The sequence below is a fragment of the Brevibacterium yomogidense genome, from assembly GCF_016107685.1.
Classification (GTDB): domain Bacteria; phylum Actinomycetota; class Actinomycetes; order Actinomycetales; family Brevibacteriaceae; genus Brevibacterium; species Brevibacterium yomogidense.
In genome coordinates this window covers 488,983-511,895 of the sequence record NZ_JABASY010000002.1, presented here as the reverse complement: position 1 = coordinate 511,895, position 22,913 = coordinate 488,983, and the positions used below count along the sequence as shown (strand labels likewise).

Annotated in this window: 18 protein-coding genes; 3 read left to right on the top strand and 15 right to left on the bottom strand. The window is 69.5% G+C overall.

Going from position 1 to position 22,913, the window contains the following annotated elements; translation table 11 throughout:
- From ruvX to aspS, 7 genes are all read right to left on the bottom strand, one after another.
- On the bottom strand, window positions 1-471 hold the full coding sequence (gene ruvX, locus JFC09_RS06640; RefSeq protein WP_198393196.1) for a Holliday junction resolvase RuvX: 471 nt from the start codon (window positions 469-471) through the stop codon (window positions 1-3).
- The gene (alaS, locus tag JFC09_RS06635) at window positions 468-3,122 is read right to left on the bottom strand and encodes an alanine--tRNA ligase (RefSeq protein ID WP_198393195.1); all 2,655 of its coding nucleotides are present in this window, start codon (window positions 3,120-3,122) and stop codon (window positions 468-470) included. Before alaS ends, ruvX begins: the two co-directional genes overlap by 4 nt.
- A 143-nt stretch (window positions 3,123-3,265) precedes the next feature.
- Window positions 3,266-3,892: a 30S ribosomal protein S4 gene (gene rpsD, locus JFC09_RS06630; RefSeq protein WP_198393194.1), complete on the bottom strand. Its 627-nt coding sequence runs from the start codon at window positions 3,890-3,892 to the stop codon at window positions 3,266-3,268.
- 245 nt (window positions 3,893-4,137) lie between these two features.
- Window positions 4,138-5,172, bottom strand: coding sequence for a roadblock/LC7 domain-containing protein (locus tag JFC09_RS16380; RefSeq protein WP_232483220.1), 1,035 nt, complete (start codon window positions 5,170-5,172; stop codon window positions 4,138-4,140).
- Between the two features lie 32 nt (window positions 5,173-5,204).
- Entirely contained in the window at window positions 5,205-6,710 is a 1,506-nt protein-coding gene (locus JFC09_RS06620; RefSeq protein ID WP_198393193.1) for an ATP-binding cassette domain-containing protein, read from the bottom strand.
- A gap of 123 nt (window positions 6,711-6,833) precedes the next feature.
- The gene (locus JFC09_RS06615) at window positions 6,834-8,192 is read right to left on the bottom strand and encodes a replication-associated recombination protein A (protein ID WP_232483219.1); all 1,359 of its coding nucleotides are present in this window, start codon (window positions 8,190-8,192) and stop codon (window positions 6,834-6,836) included.
- A 118-nt stretch (window positions 8,193-8,310) separates the two neighbouring features.
- On the bottom strand, window positions 8,311-10,134 hold the full coding sequence (gene aspS, locus JFC09_RS06610; protein WP_198393191.1) for an aspartate--tRNA ligase: 1,824 nt from the start codon (window positions 10,132-10,134) through the stop codon (window positions 8,311-8,313).
- 89 nt (window positions 10,135-10,223) lie between these two features.
- Between aspS and JFC09_RS06605 the strand changes: the two genes are divergently transcribed.
- Window positions 10,224-10,610, top strand: coding sequence for an ArsR/SmtB family transcription factor (locus JFC09_RS06605; protein WP_198393190.1), 387 nt, complete (start codon window positions 10,224-10,226; stop codon window positions 10,608-10,610).
- Between the two features lie 96 nt (window positions 10,611-10,706).
- On the opposite strand, the gene hisS is transcribed toward JFC09_RS06605, so the two are convergent.
- Window positions 10,707-12,068, bottom strand: coding sequence for a histidine--tRNA ligase (hisS, locus tag JFC09_RS06600; protein ID WP_198393189.1), 1,362 nt, complete (start codon window positions 12,066-12,068; stop codon window positions 10,707-10,709).
- Between the two features lie 40 nt (window positions 12,069-12,108).
- Window positions 12,109-12,780 carry an MBL fold metallo-hydrolase gene (locus JFC09_RS06595; protein ID WP_198393188.1) on the bottom strand — a complete coding sequence of 224 codons (672 nt, stop codon included), beginning with the start codon at window positions 12,778-12,780 and terminating at the stop codon, window positions 12,109-12,111.
- A gap of 133 nt (window positions 12,781-12,913) precedes the next feature.
- Here JFC09_RS06595 and JFC09_RS06590 point away from each other — a divergent pair, with 133 nt between their 5' ends.
- Both JFC09_RS06590 and JFC09_RS06585 read left to right on the top strand, forming a co-directional pair.
- Window positions 12,914-14,290 carry a DUF349 domain-containing protein gene (locus tag JFC09_RS06590; protein ID WP_198393187.1) on the top strand — a complete coding sequence of 459 codons (1,377 nt, stop codon included), beginning with the start codon at window positions 12,914-12,916 and terminating at the stop codon, window positions 14,288-14,290.
- Between the two features lie 129 nt (window positions 14,291-14,419).
- Window positions 14,420-15,061, top strand: a complete 642-nt coding sequence (locus JFC09_RS06585) for a hypothetical protein (RefSeq protein WP_198393186.1) — start codon at window positions 14,420-14,422, stop codon at window positions 15,059-15,061.
- On the opposite strand, the gene JFC09_RS06580 is transcribed toward JFC09_RS06585, so the two are convergent.
- The 6 genes from JFC09_RS06580 to ruvA all read right to left on the bottom strand — a co-directional run bounded on the left by JFC09_RS06580 (window position 15,043) and on the right by ruvA (window position 22,864).
- Window positions 15,043-17,325 carry a RelA/SpoT family protein gene (locus tag JFC09_RS06580; RefSeq protein ID WP_198393185.1) on the bottom strand — a complete coding sequence of 761 codons (2,283 nt, stop codon included), beginning with the start codon at window positions 17,323-17,325 and terminating at the stop codon, window positions 15,043-15,045. The two genes, JFC09_RS06585 and JFC09_RS06580, sit on opposite strands and share 19 nt — an antisense overlap.
- 89 nt (window positions 17,326-17,414) lie before the next feature.
- A complete protein-coding gene (gene secF / locus JFC09_RS06575) occupies window positions 17,415-18,449 on the bottom strand; it encodes a protein translocase subunit SecF (RefSeq protein ID WP_198393184.1) in 1,035 nt (344 codons plus the stop codon).
- Window positions 18,446-20,452, bottom strand: coding sequence for a protein translocase subunit SecD (secD, locus tag JFC09_RS06570; RefSeq protein ID WP_198393183.1), 2,007 nt, complete (start codon window positions 20,450-20,452; stop codon window positions 18,446-18,448). The genes secF and secD overlap by 4 nt, the downstream gene beginning before the upstream one ends.
- Before the next feature lie 39 nt (window positions 20,453-20,491).
- Window positions 20,492-21,100 carry a preprotein translocase subunit YajC gene (gene yajC, locus JFC09_RS06565; protein ID WP_198393182.1) on the bottom strand — a complete coding sequence of 203 codons (609 nt, stop codon included), beginning with the start codon at window positions 21,098-21,100 and terminating at the stop codon, window positions 20,492-20,494.
- 109 nt (window positions 21,101-21,209) lie between these two features.
- Complete coding sequence (gene ruvB, locus JFC09_RS06560) at window positions 21,210-22,271, bottom strand: Holliday junction branch migration DNA helicase RuvB (protein WP_198393181.1); 1,062 nt, start codon at window positions 22,269-22,271, stop codon at window positions 21,210-21,212.
- A complete protein-coding gene (ruvA, locus tag JFC09_RS06555; protein ID WP_198393180.1) occupies window positions 22,268-22,864 on the bottom strand; it encodes a Holliday junction branch migration protein RuvA in 597 nt (198 codons plus the stop codon). The genes ruvB and ruvA overlap by 4 nt, the downstream gene beginning before the upstream one ends.
- Between the last annotated feature and the right edge of the window lie 49 nt (window positions 22,865-22,913).

The following is a 22,913-nucleotide window of genomic DNA, read 5'->3' as shown; positions in this document are numbered from 1 at the left end:
CTACTCCTCCCCGTCGAAAGTGGTGCCGGCAGGCGCGCCGCTGCGCTTCTCCGTGTCGAGTGCGGTCTGCAGGATGAGGACGGCGGCCACGGAATCGACGATCTCGCGCCGCTGCCGGGAGTTCCGCCCTGCAGCCTGCAGCACGCCGTGCGCCTGCACCGTCGTGAAGCGTTCGTCGACGAGCCGGATGGGCACATCGACCTGCGCGGAGACGGCCCGGAGGAACTCCTCCGCCGCCCCCACTGCGGCCCGGTCCCCGCCGTCGAGCGACCGCGGGTGACCCGCGACGAGCTCGAGTGCGTCATGCTCCTCCACGAGTGCGCGGATACGCGCGACGGCCTGTGCGTCGTCGTCGCGTCGCACAACTTCGAGGGGTGTCGCGAGGATCCCGTCGGGGTCGCACGAGGCGACGCCCACGCGCACGCTTCCGACGTCGAGTGCGAGCCTGCGCCCGCGTCGGAAGCCGCTCATGCCTCCGCGATCGCCGTCGCGACCGCGTCGAGCGCCTGCGGGATGCGTGCGGCGTCCTGTCCGCCGCCCTGGGCGAGGTCCGGCTTGCCCCCGCCGCCCCCGCCCAGTTCGGTGCACGCACGCTTGACGAGGTCTCCGGCACGCAGACCGCGCGACTGGGCACCCTCGTCCGCCGCAACGACCACACTGGGCTTCCCGCCGACGGTGCCGACCGCTGCGACGACGACCGCGTCCGCGTCGATCCGGTTGCGGACGTCGGTCACGAAGCTGCGGACGTCACCCGCGTCCGCCACGTCGCCCAGCTCCGTCGCGGAGAAGCGCACTCCGCCGATGTCCCGGGTGTTCGCGACGGCGTCGGCCGCCGCTGCGAGCACGCGGGCCCGTCCCAGCTCCGCGATCGTCCGCTCCGCCTCCTTGAGGCGGCCCAGCAGTGACGACACGCGCTCCGGCACGTCCGTGCCGGGGACCTTGAGCATCTCCGACAGCGACTGCAGGATCGTCCGCTCCCGGGCCAGCCCGCGGAAAGCATCGAGGCCGACCGCCGCTTCGACGCGACGGGTCCCGGAACCGACGGAGGCCTCCGAGAGGAGTGAGATGGGACCCACCTGGGCGGTGCGCGCCACGTGCGTGCCGCCGCACAGCTCCCGCGAGAAGGGCCCCCCGATGTCGACCACCCGCACCACAGACGGATACTTCTCCCCGAACAGCGCGAGCGCGCCGGAGCGCTTCGCCTCGTCCAGCGGGAGGTACTCATAGCTCACGTCGAAGTCGTCGCGGACGGCGATGTTCGCCGCGTCCTCGATCTCCGCGCGCATCGCCGGGGTGAGAGCGTCGGGGAAGGCGTAGTCGAAGCGCATGTAGCCCGGCTGGTTGAGCGAACCGGCCTGTACCGCGTGCGGTCCCAGGACCGTCCGCAGCGCCGAATGGACGAGGTGGGTCGCCGAATGCGCCTGCGCGGCGGCGAAGCGGTGTGCGGAGTCGACCTCCGCGAACACGTCCGCACCGGGTGCGATCTCCCCGTCGAGCACCTCGACGCGGTGCGCGGGCAGCCCCTTGACCGGAGCCTGCACGTCCAGCACGCGGGCGAGGAAGCCGTCGCCGCGGATCAGCCCCTGGTCAGCGCGCTGACCGCCGGATTCGGCATAGAACGGGGTGACGTCCAGCACGAGGTCGACGGTGTCTCCCACCGCGGCGCGGTCCACCGCACCGCCGTCGGACACGAGCCCGCGGACGCGTGCGTCCGCGCTGAGCGCGTCGTAACCCACGAACTCGGAGGCGCCGTCGTCCAGCAGCTGCGAATAGGCGCTGAGGTCGGCGGCCCCGCCCTTCTTCGCGCGGGCGTCCGCACGCGCACGATCCCGCTGCTCCTGCATGAGGGACCGGAAGCCCTCTTCGTCGACGGTGACCCCGTGCTCGGACGCCATCTCCAGTGTGAGATCGATCGGGAAGCCGTGCGTGTCGTGGAGCGCGAACGCGATGTCGCCGGCGATCGCCCCACCTGTTCCCACACGGTCGACCGCACCGGCGAGCAGCTGCGTGCCGGATTCCAGCGTGCGCAGGAACGCGGTCTCCTCCGCGTACGCGACGCGCGAGATCCGGTCGAAATCAGCTTCGAGCTCCGGGTACGAGGCCTTCATCGCCTCCATCGACACGGGCAGCAGGTGTGGGACGACGGGCTCCGTCACACCCAGCAGCCGCATCGCGCGGACCGCGCGGCGCAGCAGGCGGCGGAGGATGTACCCGCGGCCCTCGTTGCCGGGCCGCACACCGTCTCCGATGATGACCAGGGCCGAGCGCACGTGGTCCGCGACGACCCGCATGCGGACGTCGTCGTCCCCGTCCGCCCCGTACGCGCGGCCCGAGAGGCGGCTCGCCGCTTCGATGACGGGGAAGACCTCGTCGATCTCGTACATGTTCTCGACGCCCTGCTTGAGGAAGGCGACGCGCTCCAGACCCATGCCGGTGTCGATGTTCTTCGCAGGCAGGTCGCCCTTGATGTCGAAGTCCGTCTTCGACCGCACGGCGGACAGCTCGAACTCCATGAAGACGAGGTTCCAGATCTCGATGTAGCGGTCCTCGTCCGCCACCGGCCCGCCTTCGACCCCGTAGCCCGGACCGCGGTCGTAGTAGATCTCTGAGCAGTAGCCCCCGGGCCCGGGCTGACCGGTGTGCCAGAAGTTGTCGTCGCTGCCGCGGAACTGGATGCGCTCCCGCGGGATCGAGGTCTGCTCCAGCCACAGATCGACCGTCTCCGCATCGTCGTGGTGCACCGTCGCCCACAGACGGTCGGGATCGAAGGCGAGCCCACCCTCCGATTCGGCGCGGGTGAGCAGCTGCCATGCGAAGCGGATCGCGTCGGCCTTGAAGTAGTCCCCGAACGAGAAGTTGCCGTTCATCTGGAAGAACGTGCCGTGGCGCGTCGTCTTCCCGACCTCTTCGATGTCCTGGGTCCGCACGCACTTCTGGACGCTCGTCGCCCGCGCGAACGGCGCGGGTTCCCGACCCGACAGGTAGGGGATGAACTGGACCATCCCGGCGATGTTGAACAGGATCGACGGATCATCACTGATGACCGATGCGGACGGGACCACGGTGTGGCCGTTCTCCTCGAAGAACGTGAGCCAGCGCTCCCTGATCTCTGCAGTCCTCATCCGGGTGACATCCTTTCGTGCGGCGGGCCGCCGCGGGTCGACGAACCGCCTCACAGCATAGTGGAGGGGTGATGCGAACGGGCCGCCGCACACCCTCGAGGTGTGCGACGGCCCGCGTGCGCGTCAGGTCCTGTGGGGACCGATCAGCGCGAGTAGTGCTCGACGACCAGCTGGACATCAGCGGTCACCGGGACCTCGGAGCGCTTGGGACGACGCAGGAGCGTCGCCTGGAGTGCTTCGAGATCGACCTTCAGGTAGCCCGGCAGCGGGGGCAGCACGTCGCGGTGCGCACCGGCCGCCGCGACCTGGAAGGGATCCGTCTCAGCCGAACGGGGCTTCACGTGGATGAGCTGCCCCTCCTTCACGCGGAAGGACGGACGGTCGACGAGCTGGCCGTCGACCATGATGTGGCGGTGCACGACGAACTGGCGGGCCTGCGCGATGGTCCGGGCGAAGCCGGAGCGCAGGACGAGTGCGTCGAGACGCATCTCGAGCATCTCGACGATGTTCTCACCGGTCAGACCCGGGAGGCGCTTGGCCTCCTTGTAGGTGGCGAGCATCTGCGCCTCGCGGATGCCGTACTGGGCGCGGAGGCGCTGCTTCTCCTTGAGGCGGACCGAGTAGTCCGAATCATTGCGGCGGCGAGCACGGCCGTGCTCGCCCGGAGGATACGGGCGCCGCTCGAAGTACTTCTCCGCCTTGGGCGTGAGCGGGATGCCGAGTGCGCGCGACAGGCGCACCTGGCGACGATGACGTGCGGGTGCAGTCATGGGATGCCTTTCTTCGTGTGTGTCGTCCGGGCCGGTGGACCCGCCGGGGGTCGGACAGCTGTTTCCCTCCTGACGGGAAAGAGGGGCGGATCCGCGAGTCCGGTTCCGCCCGACCGCCTCTGGTCGAGGCACAGCAACGCACCACGTTACCACGCGGGCGGGACGAGGGAGGATTCCCTCGCCCCGCCCGCAGATGGTCACGCTCAGGAGTCAGATGGTCCCGCGTGGGGAGCCGTGCTCGGGTGTCAGATGCTCACAGCGGCCGCGATGCGGGTGAGCTTGTGACGGGCCAGGGCGAGGTTCGCCTTCGCACGGTCGAGCACCAGGTAGATGAAGAGCCCCTCCGTGTCCGTCGTGTTGAGGACGTTCACGATGTGGTACTGATTCTCCAGCGTGATCATGATGTCCTCGATCTTGCCGGGGAGGGCGAGGTCCTTCATCGTCGCGAGCTTCGCGCGCACCACGTTGGAGTTCCCCGCAGCGGCCACGGTGAGGTCGAATCCGGGCGCACCCCCGGTCGCGAGCGCCATCCCCGAGGAGATGTCGACGACTGCGGCGCCCGTCGCGCCGTCGATCGCCAGGAGTTCGGAGATGTGGGTGTCGATCTGGGACATGTGTTCTTCCTTTTCTGTTGTCGCCGGTGCGGCGAGAGGGGTGTTCGGTGACACGGTGAGGCGCGGCTCTCTGCCGAGCTCTCCCCGCGGGATCGTGAGTGTCGTCGCGCCGCTGTGCGAGGGCGACGACCGTCTGTGGAGTGCACGGACCCGTTCCGGCTCCGTGTCCTCCGTCTTCACCGACTCCGTGAGGAGCGGCGTGTCTGCGAAGACGGGGACGAGATGCGACTGCGGCAGCGGTTCCGTGGGCGGACCCGCCCCGCGCCGCGCGGAGTCGGTGAGCGACTGCGACCGCGCCGCGCGTCGCTCGGACACCGACTGCGGCCGCGTGGCGGCGGGAGGCTGGGGTGGCGGGGACGGGGGAACCTCCGATGCCGGCGCGGGCGACTCCGGCGCGGCTGGTGCCGGCGCGCTCGGCTCCCGTGCAGGCGGCTCGCGCTGCGCAGGGGTCCGCTCGACCGGCTCCGCCGGGCCCACGGCATCCAGTGGCAGTCGGGCGGTCGCCGCTCCGGGGTCGTCGACGAGCGGAGCCGTCGGCCAGACCGCCTTCTCACGGACCGCACCGGGCGGGCCCGGGCTCTCCTCGGGCGAGTCGAACAGCTCCGCGTCCCCGTCCCGCGCGGGTTCGGGCTCAGGTGTCTCGCGGCGCCAGAAGCGAAGTGGCACGTTCCCCTCTTCCTCTCGTCGTCGCTGGTAGGTCAGTGAACACGTTCGGATTCGTCCGCGAACCAGTTGTGGCCCAGCGCGAGGACCATGATCGTGTCCTCCGTGAGGTCTTCGTTCGCGTAGACGTCCACCAATTCGCCGTCGCGCATGATCGCGACGCGGTGGCATCGGCTCACCAGTTCGCTCATGTCGGAGGAGACGAGGACGACCGCCGACCCCAGCGCACATACTTCGTCGATCAGGGCGTAGACGTCCTGGCGCGCCCGTTCGTCGATCCCCCGGGTGGGCTGGTTGAGGACGAAGACCTGGGCGGTGCGCGACAGGGTGCGCGCGAGCGCGACCTTCTGCTGGTCGCCTCCGGACAGGCTTCCCACCTCGCCGTGGATGCCTGCTGTGCGGATGCCGAACCGCTGCACCGTGTCGATGACCTCACGGAGTCGCTTCGTCTCGCCGACGAAGCTGAGGCCCTGGTTCCCCACGTCGCCGACGAGGGACTTCGTGACGGAGTCGTGTTCGTTGAGGTCGCGGTCCGCGTCCCGTTCCGGGATGTAGGCGATGCCCTGCGCGAGCGCGTCGTCCTCCGAGCCGAGCGTGACCTCTTCACCGCGGAGGACGACCTTCCCCACAGTCGGCTTCCTGTCGCCGGCGAGAAGTTCTGCGAGCTCGCTGATGCCCGAGCGCCGCAGCCCGGTCACACCCAGCACCTCGCCCGCCCGGATCGACAGCGTGACATCCTGCAGCCGCTCGCCCTGCGACACGGCGTCGAGGAGCATGAGCTCGTCGCTGCCCCCGGCCGTCACGGGACGCCGTTGGATCGCGAACGTCTCGCCGAACATCTCGTCGATCAGTGCGGCGCGGGTGGTCGTCCGTGGGATGAGGATGCTGTGCAGCCGACCCTCGCGCAGGACCGCGACGCGGTCGGAGAGCGCCTGCACCTCGTCGATCCGGTGCGACACGTGCATGATGGCCCGACCGTCCTGGGCCAGCCGCTGCGCGAGTGCGTGGAAGAGGGAGATCTCGTGGTCGTCGAAGCTGGCAGAGACCTCGTCGAGGAGGATCACCTGGGTCTCCTCGCACGCGAGTCGGAGCAGTTCGACGGTGGCGAGCTCTGCAGGGACGAGCGCACCGACGAGGTCCTCCGGCTGCATGACCACGCCGTAGTCCTCGAGGAGCACGGCGGCTTCCTCCGCCTTCTCCGCGCTGTCGAGGGAGCCCCGGAACGAGGTTCGGAAGATCGCGTCCGCCACGGTGGATTCCGGGTCGATCTCGATCCGCTGAGGCACATAGCCCACGCCGGCCGCGCGCGCTTCGTCCACGGATTCCGGGGTGTACGCCTCCCCCGCGAGCGTCATGCTGCCCTCGTCCGGGACGATCGCGCCGGAGAGGACGCCCATGAGAGTCGATTTCCCCGCGCCGTTCGTGCCGACGACCCCCAGGATCTCGCCGCGCGTCAGCGACAGGTCGATGGAGTCGATCGCGGTCGACGAACCGTAGTGGACGGTCAGTCCCTTCGCGGACACAAGGGTCTCAAGAGTCACGACAGTGGTCTCCGGTTCACGCAGCGGTCGGGGCCGTGCCCGCACACGCGAGCACTACACCGAAGATCGTAGCGTATGTTCAGCCCGAAACTCGCACGACACGACAGTCGTATTACTCACAAGTTACTTGAGGTCTTCGCGACGGAGCGCTTCGAGAGATGCCAGACGGTCCGCCATGCGCGCTTCCGCGCCGTTGGCAGTGGGCTGGTAATAGGTGGTCCCGCGCAGCGTGTCCGGGAGGTACTCCTGGGGTGAGACGCCGTACGGCCAGTCGTGGGAATAGAGGTACCCCTCGCCGTGGCCGAGGCCCTTGGCACCGGGGTAGTGCGCGTCCCGCAGGTGCAGGGGCACCTGGCCGCTGCGCCCCGCCTTCACATCCGCGATCGCCGCGTCGAGCGCTCGGTACGAGGCGGGCGACTTGGGTGCGGTCGCGAGGTACACGACGGCTTCCGCGAGGGGGATGCGGCCTTCGGGCATGCCGATCCGCTCGACCGCCTGGTGAGCGGACACCGCGACTGTGAGCGCATGCGGGTCGGCCATGCCGACGTCCTCGGCAGCGGAGATGACGACGCGCCGACAGATGAACCGCGGGTCCTCCCCCGCCACGATCATGCGCGCGAGGTAGTGCAGCGCGGCGTCGGGGTCGGAGCCGCGGATCGATTTGATGAAGGCGGAGACGACGTCGTAGTGCTGGTCGCCATCGCGGTCGTAGCGCAGAACGGCCTCCGCGCTCGCCTCCGCGACATCCTCCTCCGTGACGACCGCCGCGGAGGACGACGGCGGAGCGTCCCCGTCGTCCGGGGCCTCCTCGTCCGAGTCCGCGCTGTCCGGCGCCCCGTCCACCGCTGCGCCGCGCGCACGAGCGATGCCCGCCGCGGCCTCGAGCACGGTGAGGGACCGGCGCGCGTCGGCCCCGGCGACCCGGACGATCATCGACCGGGCGTCGTCCGTGAGCCTGTACTCCCCCGCCAGGCCGCGGGGATCGGTGACCGCCCGATCGAGCAGGCCCGTGATCGCGTCGTCGTCCAGCGGCCGCAGGGTGAGCAGCAGGGAGCGGGACAGCAGAGGGGCGATGACGGAGAAGCTCGGGTTCTCCGTCGTCGCCGCGACGAGGACCACCAGTCGGTTCTCGACCGCCGGCAGGAGCGCATCCTGCTGAGCCTTCGTGAAGCGATGGATCTCGTCGAGGAAGAGCACGGTCGTCCGCCCGTGGAGCTCTCGTTCCGTCCGTGCGGAGTCGATCACGTGCCGCACGTCCCGGACCCCTGCTGTGATCGCGGACAGTTCGACGAAGCTGCGTCCCTCCGCGTGGGAGATCACGTGTGCGAGCGTCGTCTTTCCGACCCCCGGCGGTCCCCACAGGATCACCGAGGCCGGCCCGGTCCTGGCGTCGGCGCGTGCCTCCACCAGCTGCCGGAGCGGAGACCCGGGGAAGGTGAGGTGCTCCTGGCCCACGACCTCTTCCAGAGTGCGCGGGCGCATCCGGACCGCGAGCGGGTCCAATGCCCGCCCCGCGTCGGGTGAGTCGCTGAACAGGTCGGCAGTCAGGGCAATCCTCTCCGTGCTTCGGCCTGCTGCTGCAGGACGGCAGGGACGTCGGTCAGGAGTCGGAGGCCGCCATCGCCTCGACCGGGGTGTCCCCGGCCGGGGCGTCGTCCTCGTCGTCGACATGGTCGACGCCGGCTTCCGCCCGCTGCTGGTCGGTGATCGGGGCGGGCGCGTCCGTGAGCGGATCGTAGCCGCCGCCGGACTTGGGGAACGCGATGACGTCGCGGATCGAGTCCGCTCCCGCGAGGAGGGCGACGATGCGGTCCCAGCCGAACGCGATGCCGCCGTGCGGAGGAGCTCCGTACTTGAACGCCTCGAGCAGGAAGCCGAACTTCTCCTGCGCCTCCTCCGGCGCGATCCCCATGACCTCGAAGACCCGTTCCTGCACGTCGTGGGAGTGGATGCGGATCGACCCGCCGCCGATCTCGTTGCCGTTGCAGACGATGTCGTAGGCGTACGCCAGAGCCTCCCCCGGCTCCTTGTCGAAGGAGTCGAGGAACTCCGGCTTGGGGGACGTGAAGGCGTGGTGGACCGCTGTCCACGCTCCTTCGCCCACGGCGACGTCGCCGGCGGCCTCCGCGTCCGCAGCGGGTTCGAACATCGGTGCGTCGACGATCCAGACGAAGGACCATTCGGACTCGTCGAAGAGGCCCTCCCGGACCGCGATCTCCTTGCGGGCGGCGCCCAGGAGTCCGCGTGCAGAACCGGTGTCCGAGGCCGCGAAGAAGATGGCGTCCCCGGGGGCGGCGCCCACCGCGTCCACGAGTCCGGCGCGCTCCTCCTCCGACAGGTTCTTCGCGACGGGGCCGGTGAGTTCACCGTCGGGCTGGACGAGGACGTACGCGAGGCCCTTCGCCCCGCGCTGCTTCGCCCACTCCTGCCACCCGTCGAGCTGGCGGCGCGGCAGCTTCGCCCCACCCGGATAGACCACCGCGCCCACGTACGGCGCGCGGAAGACGCGGAACGGGGTGTCCTTGAAGTAGTCCGTGAGCTCGACGAGTTCGATGTCGAACCGCAGGTCCGGCTTGTCTGAGCCGTACCGGGCCATCGCCTCGCGATAGGTCATCCGCCGGATCGGGCCCTCGATGTCGACGTCGACGAGCTTCCACAGGCTGCGGAGGATCTCCTCCGCCAGTCCGATGACGTCGTCCTGCTCGACGAACGAGGCCTCGATGTCGAGCTGGGTGAACTCCGGCTGACGATCCGCACGGAAGTCCTCATCCCGGTAGCAGCGGGCGATCTGGTAGTAGCGCTCGATCCCGCCCACCTGCAGCAGCTGCTTGAACAGCTGCGGCGACTGCGGCAGCGCGTACCAGGAGCCCGGACGCAGACGTGCGGGCACGAGGAAGTCGCGGGCGCCCTCCGGCGTCGACCGTGTGAGTGTCGGGGTCTCCACCTCGACGAAGCTGTGGTGGTCGAGGACCTCCCGCGCAGCCCGGTTCACCGCGGAGCGCAGCCGGATCGTCTTCGCGGGGCCGGACCGGCGCAGGTCGAGGTACCGGTAGCGCAGGCGCGTCTCCTCTCCCACCTGACCGGAGTCCTCCGCGTGGTCCGACACCTGGAACGGCAGGGCTGCGGCCTGGGACAGGATCGTCACGTCCGTGTCGACGACCTCGATGTCCCCGGTCGGCAGGGCGGGGTTCGTGTTCCCCTCGGGCCGGACGGACACCGTCCCGGTGACGGAGACGACCGTCTCGTTCCGCAGCTGGTCCGCCACCTGCTCGCGGACGACGACCTGGACGATCCCCGACGCGTCGCGCAGATCGATGAAGGCCACACCGCCGTGATCACGGCGCCGGTCCACCCATCCGGCGAGTGTGACTGTGGATCCGGCGTCGGAGGCGCGGAGGACTCCGGCTGAGTGGGTGCGTAACACGAAGAGGACTCCTCGGATAGGTCGGGAGGGGGATGCACGTCCATGATAGTCACAGTGGACGAGGCGGTACTGACAGGCGGGAGGCACCCATGAGCAGGGACGAGACATACGAGGACACGGCGCACGAGGACACACTGCCCACGTCGGCACAGGTCGAAGTGGCGGCGGAGACGTTCCGCATGCTGTCGTCCTCGACGCGGCTCCTCATCGTGAGGATCCTCGTCGATGCGGAGCACGACGTGTCGTCGCTGGCGCACCTGGCGGACGTGAGCGTGCAGGCTGTGTCGCAGCATCTCGCGAAGCTGCGGCTGGCGGGACTCGTGGGGTCGCGCAGGGAGGGCCGACGGATCATCTACACGGTCGACGATCCGCACGTCGTGACGATGGTCGAGGAGATCTTCGAGCACATCGCCCCCGACGGCTCGCTCGCACCCGACCCCGTGGAGCGAAGGCCCCAGCGTCGCACCCGCCGCTGACACCCGCCCACCACACACTCGGAGCGCTGCTGAGACCGATGTCACCCAGCCGCGTCTGAGACGGATATCACACAGCGGCTGCCGCCGTTCGCGGGATCACCCGCCAGTCGGTGCGTCGCCGCCTACCCTCTCGACGCGCGGCCACAGATCCTCCGACGGCGGCGTCCAGACCGCGGGGTCCGCCGTCTGCTGCTCGCCGGAGCGGATGTCCTTGACCTCGTGTCCGGTCTCCGCGTCGACGAACCAGACGTACGGGATTCCCCTGCGGTCCGCGTAGCGGATCTGCTTGCCGAACTTCGCGGCGGCCGGGGCGACGTCGGTGGGGATGCCACGGCCCCGCAGGACCTCTGCGACACGGTCCGACTCGTCGCGGTGCGCTTCGTCCGTCACGGAGACGAGGACCGCGGTCGGCACGTCCCGGGTCGCCGCGACCATGCGGCGGGCGCCGACCAGGCGCGACATGAGACGCGACACGCCGACGGACATCCCCACCCCGGGGTAGACGCGCTTCCCACTCGTCGCGAGCGCGTCATAGCGCCCACCGGACGCCACGGATCCCAGGTCCTCGTGACCGACGAGCTGCGTCTCGTAGACCGCGCCGGTGTAGTAGTCGAGGCCTCGCGCGATCTTCAGCTGCGCCCGGACGGTGCCCGGTGCCCGGTGGTGCGCCGCGTCGAGCAGTCGAGTGAGGGAGGCGAGCCCCTCGTCGAGGAGCGGGTGCGTCACGCCCAGCGCCTCGACCTCGTCGGCGAAGCCCGCGTCCTCGCCCTCGATCCGCGCGAGCGCCAGGCACAGCTCCTGCTGGCGGGTCGTCGCCCCTGCCTGTTCGGCGAGCAGGCGTGCCACCGCCTCCTCGCCGATCTTGTCGAGCTTGTCGATGCTGCGGAGCACGGCGGGGACATCATCGAGGCCGGCACCGCGTGCGAACCCCTCGATCAGTCGACGGTCGTTCGCGAGGATCCGCACGGGCGGCACGCCCAGTTCCCCGAGTGCTTCGAACGCCGCCGCCATGACGAGCGGGACCTCCACCTCGAAGTGGTCGGGGAGAGTGTCCTCCCCCACGATGTCGATGTCCGCCTGGATGAACTCCCGGAACCTTCCGTCCTGGGGCCGCTCGCCCCGCCACACGGGCTGGATCTGGTAGCGCTTGAACGGGAAGGCGAGATGGCCGGCGTGCTCGACGACGTACCGGGCGAACGGAACGGTGAGGTCGAAGTGGAGGCCCAGGGGGTTCTTCGAGTCCTGAGGCTCTCCGTGCAGGCGCGAGACCGCGAAGACCTCCTTGTCGATCTCCCCCTCCTTCGCGAGGCTGGAGATCGGTTCCATCGCACGCGTGTGGAGCGCGGCGAAGCCGTTGAGTTCGAAGACGTGTTTGAGGAGGTCGATGACCCGCTCCTCGACGATGCGGTCTGCGGGCAGCCATTCGGGGAAGCCTGAGAGCTTGGCGGCTCGTGCCATGGGTGGACTCCTGGTGGGTGGATCAGAGGAAGAGACTGGGTCAGAGGAAGGGGTTGGTCGACAGCTCGTGGGAAAGGCGGGTCGCCGGGCCGTGTCCGGGGAGCACGGGGGTGTCCTGTCGGTCGCGCAGCGCCGCGAGCGTCGCGGTCATCGCGGTCGGGTCACCTCCGGGCAGGTCGGTCCGTCCGACGCTGCCGGCGAAGAGGACGTCGCCGCTCACGAGCACCTCTCCGGGCCCGTCGCCTGCGGGCGCCGGGTCTTCGATCGCGTAGAGCGTCGAGCCCTCGGTGTGACCGGGGGCGAGCGTCGCCGTGAGCGTGAGCCCCGCGAGCTCCAGGACGTCCCCGTCATCGACTGCATGCGCGTCAGGCGCGCTCCACCCCTGTGTGAGCGGCGCGAGAGCCTGTGCGAACTGCGCAGACACTCCCGCGGCGGGGTCCTCGAGCCGGTACAGATCGGGCCGTCCCAGATGGACGGGGACGGGGAAGCGCTCGAGCAGGTTCGGCAGCCCGAGCACATGGTCCGCGTGTCCGTGGGTGAGGAGGATCGCAACGGGATGCCAGTCGAGCTCGGCCAGCACCTCCGCGAGGTCGTCCGCGCAGTCGTATCCCGCATCGACGAGGACGCACGCGGATCCCTCCGCTCCGTCGCCGGCAGCGATGGCGTAGCAGTTGACGTCCAGCAGCGAAGCGCGCACACCCGTGATCTCCATGTCCACGAGTCTAGACCGGGACCACCCGCGCCCCGTCCGACGGATATGCTGGTGCGGTCCGCGTCGGCACTCCTGTCGGCACCTTTTCCGCCCCCTCCGCCCATCCTGACGGAGGGCAGTCACGAGGATCACGATGACCAAGCCCACGCCGCCGAAGCCACCCGTCCCCGGCCCACGGCCGGCCCCGGGGCCCGGCCCACAGCGCCGCCCCGCCGCACCCGTCGCTCCCACCAGGACCGATGCCGACTGGGCGAGGGCGGTCGCCGAGGCCGCCGCGCACGGCCGTGTCGACGACGACCTGCGCGTGTTCCTCGTGACCTCCGACGGTGAGCGCGAAGTGGGTCAGTACCCCGACGCCACCCCGCAGGAGGCGCTCGAGTACTTCGCGGGCCGCTTCGTCGCCGTGGTCGATCAGGTAGTCCTGCTGGAGCAGCGGTTGACGGCAGGGGCTGATGCCGCAGCAGTGCGCACGTCCGCTCAGGCCCAGCTGGATGAGCTCCCTGAGCTCGCGGCGGTCGGCGACATCGCCTCGCTCACCACTCGGCTGTCGGCACTCATCGCACACACGGAGGAAGCTCAGGCGGAGGCGCGAGCGCGTCGCGCGGAGCGCCTCGAGGAGGGACGCGCCAAGCGCACGGGGATCGTCGACGAAGCGGAGGCTGTCGCAGCCCAGGATCCCGCGCGCACGCAGTGGAAGGAGTCGGCCGCGCGGATGCGCGCCCTCTTCGATCGGTGGAAGTCAGTCCAGAGCGACTACCCGCGACTCCCTGCGTCCGAGGACAAGGCCCTGTGGGGCCGCTTCTCCGCCGCACGCTCCACCTTCGACCGGGGTAGGAAGGCGCACTTCGCTGACCTCGATGCCCGTGCCGCGGAGGGCAAGCGGGTGAAGGAGAAGCTCATCGCCCGCGCGGAGGAGCTCTCGCACTCGACGGACTGGCGCGACACAGCTGCGAAGTACCGCGACCTCATGGACGAGTGGAAGGCCGCGCCGCGGGCAGGCCGTCGGGACGACGACGCGCTCTGGGCGCGCTTCCGCGCGGCACAGGACATCTTCTTCGACGCCCGAACAGCGGAGAACGCACGGATCGACGACGAGTACCGCGGCAACCTGGTCGTGAAGGAGGGGCTCCTGGAAGAAGCACGCGCCCTGCTGCCGATCACGGACATCGAATCCTCGAAGGTGTCACTGCGGTCCATCCAGGACAGGTGGGAGGACGCGGGGAAGGTTCCCCGCGGCGACATGTCGCGGATCGAGAGCGGTCTGCGCAGTGTCGAGAAGGCGCTCGCCGATGCGGAGGAGGCCGAGTGGCAGCGGACGAACCCGGAGACCCGTGCGCGCACGAGCGGCGTGCTCTCACAGCTGGAGGACTCCATCGCCGAACTGGAAGAGGCCCTGCAGAAGGCACGCGAGACGGGTGATGCGAAGTCCATCGCCCAGGCGGAGGAGGCCCTGGCGGCGAGGCGCGCCTGGTTCGCTCAGCTCTCGCAGACTGCGGAAGAGCTGTCCTGACGGTTCCTGATCGGCGCTGACAGGCTGAGCCGACGACTCCTCGTCACAGGTGATCCGGCGGTGGAGTGCTGTATCCACAGGCGCCGCCGGCCCCTTGCCAGCACGGTGGGCTGTCGCGAGAGTGGGACCATGATTGGGTTCCACCGGCTCGATGACCCGCTCCCCCTGCCGGGACTGCTCGCACTGGAGTACGACGGGCTGCTCCAGCGGATGACGGACGAGGTCTGGGTGGAACAGGGAACGATCCCGGACCCGGCGCTGCGCAGCAGGGCGCTGGGATCCCCACCGCGACCGCGCGTGGCTCTGTCGCATCGCTCCGCCCACTGGGTGTGGTGGGGTTCCGCGACGGGGCGTGCGCCGGCACTCGTCGAGTACACCACCCTGTCGCGGAGGCGCATGCGGGCCTCGACCTGCGGGTGGACGGTGTACGAGCGTGATGTCCCGCCCCCGGAGCGCCTGGACGTCGCGGGCACGTGGGTGACGTCTCCCGAGCGGACCCTCTTCGACCTCTTCCGCGACGCGGTCGTGGCTCCCGACCCGGAATCAGCGGCGCGTCATACTCTCGCGCGGGTGCCTGCCGGGGACCGCAGCGCGTTCCTCGTCTGGCTCGACCGGATCGAGAGGCGACCGTTCATCGCACGGATCCGCGCGCTGTCCCGGTCGACGGTGCACGGGACAGCACCCTCCCAGGACCGGACTCTCGAAGACCCGCCCCGCGAGGGAGATCCCCGTGAGGGCGGATCCCTCGGGGGTCAGACGCTCACGCGATAGACGTCGAAGACACCCTCGACGCGCCGCACTGCGGCGAGCACGTTGTCCAGGTGCGTGCCGTCCCCCAGTTCGAACACGAACCGCGACTGCGCGACACGGGCACGCGACGTCGCCACCGACGCGGACAGGATGTTCACGTGCAGCTCGGACAGCACCTTCGTGATGTCCGACAGCAGCCCTGAGCGGTCCAGCGCCTCGACCTGGATGTTCACGAGGTAGAGGCCCTGAGTGCGTCCGGTCCATTCGACCTCGACGAACCGCTCCGGCTCCGACCGCATCGCTTCGAGGTTGGTGCAGTCGTTCCGGTGGACCGATACCCCGGCGCCGCGTGTGACGAAGCCGACGATCTCGTCGCCCGGCACCGGTGTGCAGCAGCGGGCGAGTTTGATGAGCAGCCCTTCCGCACCCTTCACCCGGACACCGTCGGCCGTCGAATGATGACCGCTGGAGCGTCCCGTGCGATTGGAGGGACCGAGGACGACGGGCTTCTCCTCCTCCGCACCGGTCGCTCTGGCCAGCAGGTCGACCACGTGCGCAGCGGAGGTGGTCCCGTTCCCGATAGCCGCGTAGACCGCGGAGACGTCGGGCAGGTGCAGCTCTTCAGCGACGGAGAGCAGGCCCTCTGCGGACATGAGCCGCTCCGCGGACAGTGCGTGGCGGCGCATCGCGCGGGCGAGCTGCTCGCGTCCGTTCTCGATCGCCTCCTCGCGTCGCTCCTTGCTGAACCACTGCCTGATCTTGTTGCGGGCCCGCGGGGACTTCACGAAGGACAGCCAGTCGCGGCTGGGCCCCGCTGTCTCGTCCTTCGAGGTGAAGACCTCGACGACGTCACCGTTCTCGAGCGCAGACTCCAGAGCCACGAGTCGACCGTTCACCCGGGCGCCCATCGTCCGATGGCCCACCTCCGTGTGCACCGCGTACGCGAAGTCGACGGGGGTCGACTCCGCGGGCAGGGCGATGATGTCGCCCTTCGGGGTGAAGGCGTAGACCTCCTTGGAGTTCACCTCGTAGCGGAGGCTGTCGAGGAACTCCTCCGGGTCGGACACCTCCTTCTGCCAGTCGAGGAGCTGCCGGAGCCACGCGACGTCGTCGACGGTGCCCGAGTCGCCGACCTTCGCGGTCCGTCCGCCCGCCTGGGTTCCGCCCCGGTCCTTGTACTTCCAGTGCGCCGCGACCCCGAACTCCGCCCGGCGGTCCATCTCGCGAGTGCGGATCTGGATCTCGACGGGCCTGCCGTACGGGCCGATGACCGTGGTGTGGAGGCTCTGGTACATGTTGAACTTGGGCATCGCGATGTAGTCCTTGAACCGCCCTGCGATGGGTGACCACCGCGCGTGCACGATGCCGAGCACCGCGTAGCACTCCCGGACGGTCTCCACGAGGACGCGGACGCCCACGAGGTCGTAGATGTCCGCGAACTCGTGGCCGCGGACGACCATCTTCTGGTAGATCGAGTAGTAGTGCTTGGGGCGGCCGGAGATCGTCCCGTCGATGTTCGACGAGACGAGTTCGTCGCCCACCTCCTTCGCCACGATCCCCAGGAACTTCTCTCGCTCCGGCGCCCGCTCCGCGACCAGGCGGACGATCTCGTCGTAGACCTTCGGGTAGAGCACCTGGAAGGAGAGGTCCTCGAGCTCCCACTTGATCGTGTTCATGCCCAGACGGTGTGCCAGGGGCGCGAAGATCTCGAGCGTCTCCTTCGCCTTCCTGCCGCTCGACGACGCCGGCACGTATTTCCAGGTCCGTGCGTTGTGCAGGCGGTCGGCGAGCTTGATGACGAGCACGCGGATGTCGCGGCTCATCGCGACGATCATCTTCCGCACGGTCTCCGACTGTGCGGCCGCGCCGTACTCGATCTTGTCGAGCTTCGTCACGCCGTCGACCATGACGGCGATCTCCTCGCCGAAGTCCTCGCGGAGCTGGTCCAGCGAGTAGTCCGTGTCCTCGACGGTGTCGTGCAGCAGTGCTGCCGCGAGAGTTGTCGGGGTCATCCCGATCTCCGCGAGGATCGTCGCTACGGCGACGGGGTGCGTGATGTACGGGTCACCGCTCTTGCGGGTCTGCCCGTCGTGGGCCTTCTCCGCCACCCGGTAGGCCCGCAGCACGAGCCCGGTGTCGCTGCGGGGGTGGTTGACCTCGAGCGCCTGCAGCAGAGGACCCAGCGCTTTGGGACGCGCCGGATCCTGCTGGGCGCGCGCAGTCCAGAACGCCAGCCGACCGAGTCCCCGACGACGTGCGCCGGCGCTTTCCTCGACATGAGCCACAGGGCCCTCCCTTCACCGAAGCGGTGTGATCCGCCGATCTCCGTGCGACCATGGTACGGCCAGAACGGCGGGAAGGCCGACCGCCGCGCTCAGCGTCCCGCGCTCACCGGCGCCTCGTCGCCCAGCACCGGTGCGCGGTCCGGCAGGCCCCTGGCCCGGCGGCGCTCGTCGACCGCGGCCTCCTGTGCGCGCACCGCGGGCTCCCGATGCCTCAGGACGCCGTACAGCGGAGACGCGACGAAGAGGGTCGACAGGGCCGCGATGATCGTGCCGATGAACAGTGACAGCGAGATGTCCGTGAGTGTTCCGGCACCCAGGATGAACACGCCGATGAAGAGGATCGACGCGATCGGCAGCACAGCGATCGCAGAGGTGTTGATCGAGCGCACGGTCGTCTGGTTGACCCCCAGGTTCACCAGTTCGGAGAACTTCATGTGCACGTTGTCCTCGAAGTCGTGCGTGTTCTCTCGGATCTTGTCGAACACCACGACGGTGTCGTACAGCGAGAAGCTCAGCACGGTGAGGAACCCGATGATCGCCTCGGGGGTGATCTCGAACCCGGTCGCGGAGTAGATGCCGATGGTCACCACCATGACGGCCACGAGTCCGATGATCGCGGCCACGGACATCTTCCACGTGCGGAAGTAGATGGCCATGAAGATCATCGCGAGCCCCACGAAGATCACGAGCGCGCGCAGCATCTTGCTCGTCACGTCCTGGCCCCAGGCAGGGCCCACGAAGTTCGATGTGACGTCCTCCTGGGAGACGTCGTACGTCGTGACGAGTGCGTCCCGCACCTCCTGCATCTGGGGGTCGGTGAGCTGCTCGGTGGTCACCTTCACGGACGTGTCGGACGTCGGGACGACGGTCGTGCCGACATCCCCGACGACGTCGCTCACGGCCTCGGTCGCGACCTGCGCCTCGGTCGATGCGACCTTGTCGACCTGGAACTCGGAGCCGCCCCGGAACGCGATGCCCAGGTTGAAGCCGAAGATGAGGGGCACCGCGAGCGAAAGCAGGCCCAGCAGCGCGGCGATCGTCAGCCAGAGCTTCGCCCTGCCGACGAACGGGATGGACGTCCGACCGCTGTGGAGGTCGTTGCCCCATGACAGGAACTTCTTCATCGGGCGTCCCCCGCCTTTCCGTCGGTGCTGGTCGCCGGTTCGGGACCGGTCTCCTCCTGTGCCCTCGCCTTGCGCTCAGCGAGTGTCGTCCCGGTGCGTGCGCGCGCTTCGCGCCGGTCGACATCCTTCTGCCTGCGCTTGGCCTCCTTGAATGAGCCCTTCTTCGTCCCGGCCTGCTCCGCGCGCTCCAGGTCGATATTGAGAGCGCCGCGGTAGGACGCCTGGGTGACCCCCAGCTGGCGCGGGTCCATCCCGGACATCGGGTGGCCGTCGCCGAAGAAGCGCGTGCGGGCCAGCAGCTGCATCATCGGGTGCGTGAACAGGACGGTGACGAGCAGGTCGACGATGACCGTGAGGCCCAGTGTGAACGCGAACCCGCGCACGCTGCCCACGGCGAGGATGTAGAGGATCACGGCGCCCAGCAGGTTGACTGCCTTGGACGCGAAGATCGTGCGCTTCGCGCGGTCCCAGCCGATCTCCACCGCGGACGTGAGCTTCCGCCCACCGCGCAGCTCGTCCCTGATCCTCTCGAAGTACACGATGAACGAGTCCGCTGCCGCACCGATGCCGACGATGAGACCCGCCACACCCGCAAGCGACAGTCGGTACCCGTACCGCCACGTGACGAGGAGCAGCAGGAGATAGGTGAGCACACCCGCGACCGCGAGGCTCGAGACGGTCACGGTGCCGAGCACCCGATACTGCACGAGCGAGTACACGACGACGAGGCCCAGACCGATCAGCCCCGCGAGCATGCCGTAGGCGAGGTAGTCGGAGCCGAGCGTGGGCGAGATCTGCTGCTCACTCTGCACCTGGAAGCTGATGGGCAGCGCGCCGTTGCGGAGCTGGTTGGCGAGCGTCTCCCCCGATTCCAGGGTGAAGTCGCCGGTGATCTGGGCACGCCCGTCGGTCACGGGGGTGCGGGACTGCGGCGCTGACAGCACGAGTCCGTCGAGCACGATCGCGAACTGATCGTAAGGCTGCTGCTGCCCGGTGATGGCAGTCGTGATCTCACCGAACACCTCGCGCCCCACGTTGTCGAACTCGATCGTCACGGCGACGCGGTTCGTCTGCGTGCCCGTCGACGTCGTCTCGAAGCCGAAGTCAGCATCCGACACGTGGGACCCGTCCAGTTCGACGGGCCCGAGGATGTACTTCGCGCTGCCGTCCTGCGCGCAGGACACGAACATGTCGTCGTCGCCGCCGGACTCGCCACCCGTGCGGTTGGCGGGGTCGGTGCAGTCGAGTTCAGCGAACGCGTTCATCACGTCGTCGTCGGCCCATGACATGTCGGTCATCGGGTCGAAGCGGGGTGCCGTCGCGGGGGCGTCCTCCGTCGCGTCGGCGGGCGCCTCGTCGGTCGCCTCGCCGGCCGCGGAGCCCTCGCCCGAGGCGTCCTCCCCTTCGCCGGACGGCGCGCCCGTCTCTCCTGCGGCGACCGCCGCGGACTGGTCGTCGGCGGTCACCGATCCGCCCCCGGCAGGGGCGTCCTCGGCGTCCTCGTCTTCCAGCAGGTCCTCGAGCCGCTTGCGGTCCTCATCACTGAGATCCGCCATCGGGTCCTCGGTCTCCTCCGGTGCAGGCTCGTCGTCCGCGCTCACGGCTTCCGGCGCCCCCACGAAGGCGACGCGGCGGAACGCGAGCTGCGCGGATGACCGCACCAGCTCGCGCGTCTCCTCGTCCGGGTTGCCGGGCAGGTTCACGACGATGTTGCGGTCGCCCTGCGTCGTGATCTCCGCTTCGGACACACCTGTCGAATCGACGCGCTGACGGATGATCGAGACGGCCTGGTTGAGCTGCTCGCTGGAGATCTTCGTGCCGTCGTCGACCTGGGGCTCGAGGATGATCGAGGTGCCGCCCTCCAGATCGAGTGCCAGCTTGGGCGCCCAGGTCGCCGTCGACCAGATCGCGCCGGCGCCCACGAGCACGACGAGTGCCACGGAGACGACGGCCAGCCAGATGAAGGACAGGACCGGGCGCGGTTCGTTGGAGGGTGCGGCCACGTTATCGCTTTCGGGAGGAAGGGTGAGGTGGTCTGTGGGTCAGCGTCGGTCGCCGGAGCTGTCCGGGTCGGTGCTGTCGGAGTCCGTCCCGTCCGAATCGGTGACCTCCGAGTCGGAGCTGTCCGGGTCGAGGACGTCGGTACCGCCGTCGCCGAGGCCCGCATCCGGGGCCTCCCCGGCGTCGGTCGTCGCCTCGTCCTCCGCAGCCGCGTCCGTGTCCGCTGATGCGTCGTCCGCACCGGCGTCCGCCTCCGCATCGGCGTCGCGGTCCTCAGCCGAATCATCAGGCGTGAGCGACGAGAGGTCGTCCGGGATCTCCGTGTTGCGCAGGTCGTCGTCCAGCCGGTCGGCGTCCGCGTGGTCGGCCTCGTCGAGGTCCGCGTCCATCGCTCCGAGCGGCTCCTCGATCGTGCCGATCGCCTGGCGGTGAACGGTGAGGATCGTTCCGGGACCGGATTCGATCGTCACCTTGTTCTCCTCCTCGACCACGTCGACGACGGTGCCGAACACGCCGAACGTCGTCATCACCCGCGCTCCGATCACGAGGCCGGAGGACAGCTTCTCCTGCTGCTGGCGCTGCTTCTTGCGCGAGTTCATCATGAAGAAGATGAGGAGAGCACCGAATCCGAGGATGAGGATCATTTCCATGGGGCGGAAGCCGCCTTTCGTAAGAGGAGTCGAGAAGACCGGGTGCCAGTCTAGTGCGGCCGCTCGAGTCTCTCACATCGAGCGGAGGGGCCTGTACGGGGGCGCACCCTCAGAATGCGCCGTCCGGGGGTGTGAGGCCGAGGTGCCGCCACCCCGCCTCCGTCGCCACCCGGCCCCGCGGCGTCCGCGTGAGCAGCCCTTCACGCACGAGGAACGGCTCAGCGACCTCTTCGACGGTCTCCGCTTCCTCCGCCACGGACACGGCGAGGGTGCTGAGACCCACGGGACCGCCCCGGAAGCGCGTGCAGAGAGCGTGGAGCACGGACCGGTCGAGTCGGTCGAGCCCCATCTCGTCGACCTCGTACACGAGCAGCGCAGAGCGCGCGGCCTCCATCGTGATCGTGCCGTCGCCCCGCACCTGCGCCCAGTCGCGCACCCGCCGCAGGAGCCTGTTCGCGATCCGGGGCGTCCCCCGCGACCGGGAGGCGATCTCCTGGAGCCCCGGTGAGGCGGCGTCGATGTCGAGCTTCCCGGCCGAGCGGACGAGGACGCGCAGCAGGTCATCGGTCGAGTAGAAGTCGAGGTGCCCTGTGAACCCGAACCGGTCCCGCAGAGGCGCGGGCAGGAGGCCCGAGCGCGTCGTCGCGCCGACCAGCGTGAAGAAGGGCAGTTCGAGCGGGATCGCGGTTGCTCCCGGGCCCTTCCCGACGATCACGTCGACGCGGTAGTCCTCCATCGCGACATAGAGCATCTCCTCCGCCGCACGGGACATGCGGTGGATCTCGTCGACGAAGAGCACCTCGCCCTCCTCCAGGGACGACAGGATCGCGGCGAGGTCCCCCGCGTGCTGGATCGCGGGCCCCGACGTCACCCGGATCGACTGCTCGATCTCGTGGGCGATGATCATCGCGAGCGTCGTCTTCCCCAGCCCCGGCGGACCGGACAGCAGCACGTGGTCCGGTGCACGGCCTCGGGCACGGGCGGCTTCGAGCACCAGCGACAGCTGATCGCGGACCTGCGGCTGCCCCACGAACTCCTGAAGGCCGCGGGGGCGCAGCGCCGACTCCGCGGCGCGCTCCTGCTCCCCGGCGCCGGCGCGGGTGAGGCGCTCCTGCTCCGCACCCGTCGGCCCGTCGTCGTCGAAGCCGATCTCATACGAGCGGTCCGTCACAGGCGACCGCCCAACGTGCGCAGAGCGTCCTTCAGCAGCGCGGGGACGGGCGCATCAGGCGTCGCCGCACGGGCGTCCGCGACCGCGTTCTCCGCCTGCGCCTGCTTCCATCCGAGGCCGACGAGCGCGTCGACGACCTGGTCGCCCGGCGCCACAGCGGCCGTCGAGGCCGTGCCGGGGAGCCCTACACCCCCGGCGGGAAGCTTGCCCGTGAGCTCCAGGAGCATGCGCGCGGCCCCCTTCGCCCCGATCCCCGGGACCGATGTGAGGGTCTTCTTGTCCTCCCCCGCGACCGCGGCGCGCAGACCGTCAGCACCGAGCACGGCGAGGACAGCCATCGCGAGCTTGGGCCCCACACCGGACACGGTGAGGAGGATCTGGAACACGGAGCGCTCGTCAGCGGACTCGAACCCGTACAGGGTGAGCGAGTCTTCCCGCACGACCAGATCGGTGTGCAGCTCGACCTCCATCCCGTCCCGCACCTTCGACGCGTGCGCCGGTGTGACGGTGACGAGCCTGCCGACTCCACCGGCGACGATGATGACCGAATCCGCTCGCACGGAGCGGGCGGTGCCTGACAGGTACGCGATCAACGACGTTCTCCTCCGGGACTGCTATCGAACACGTGTGCGATTGCCAGTC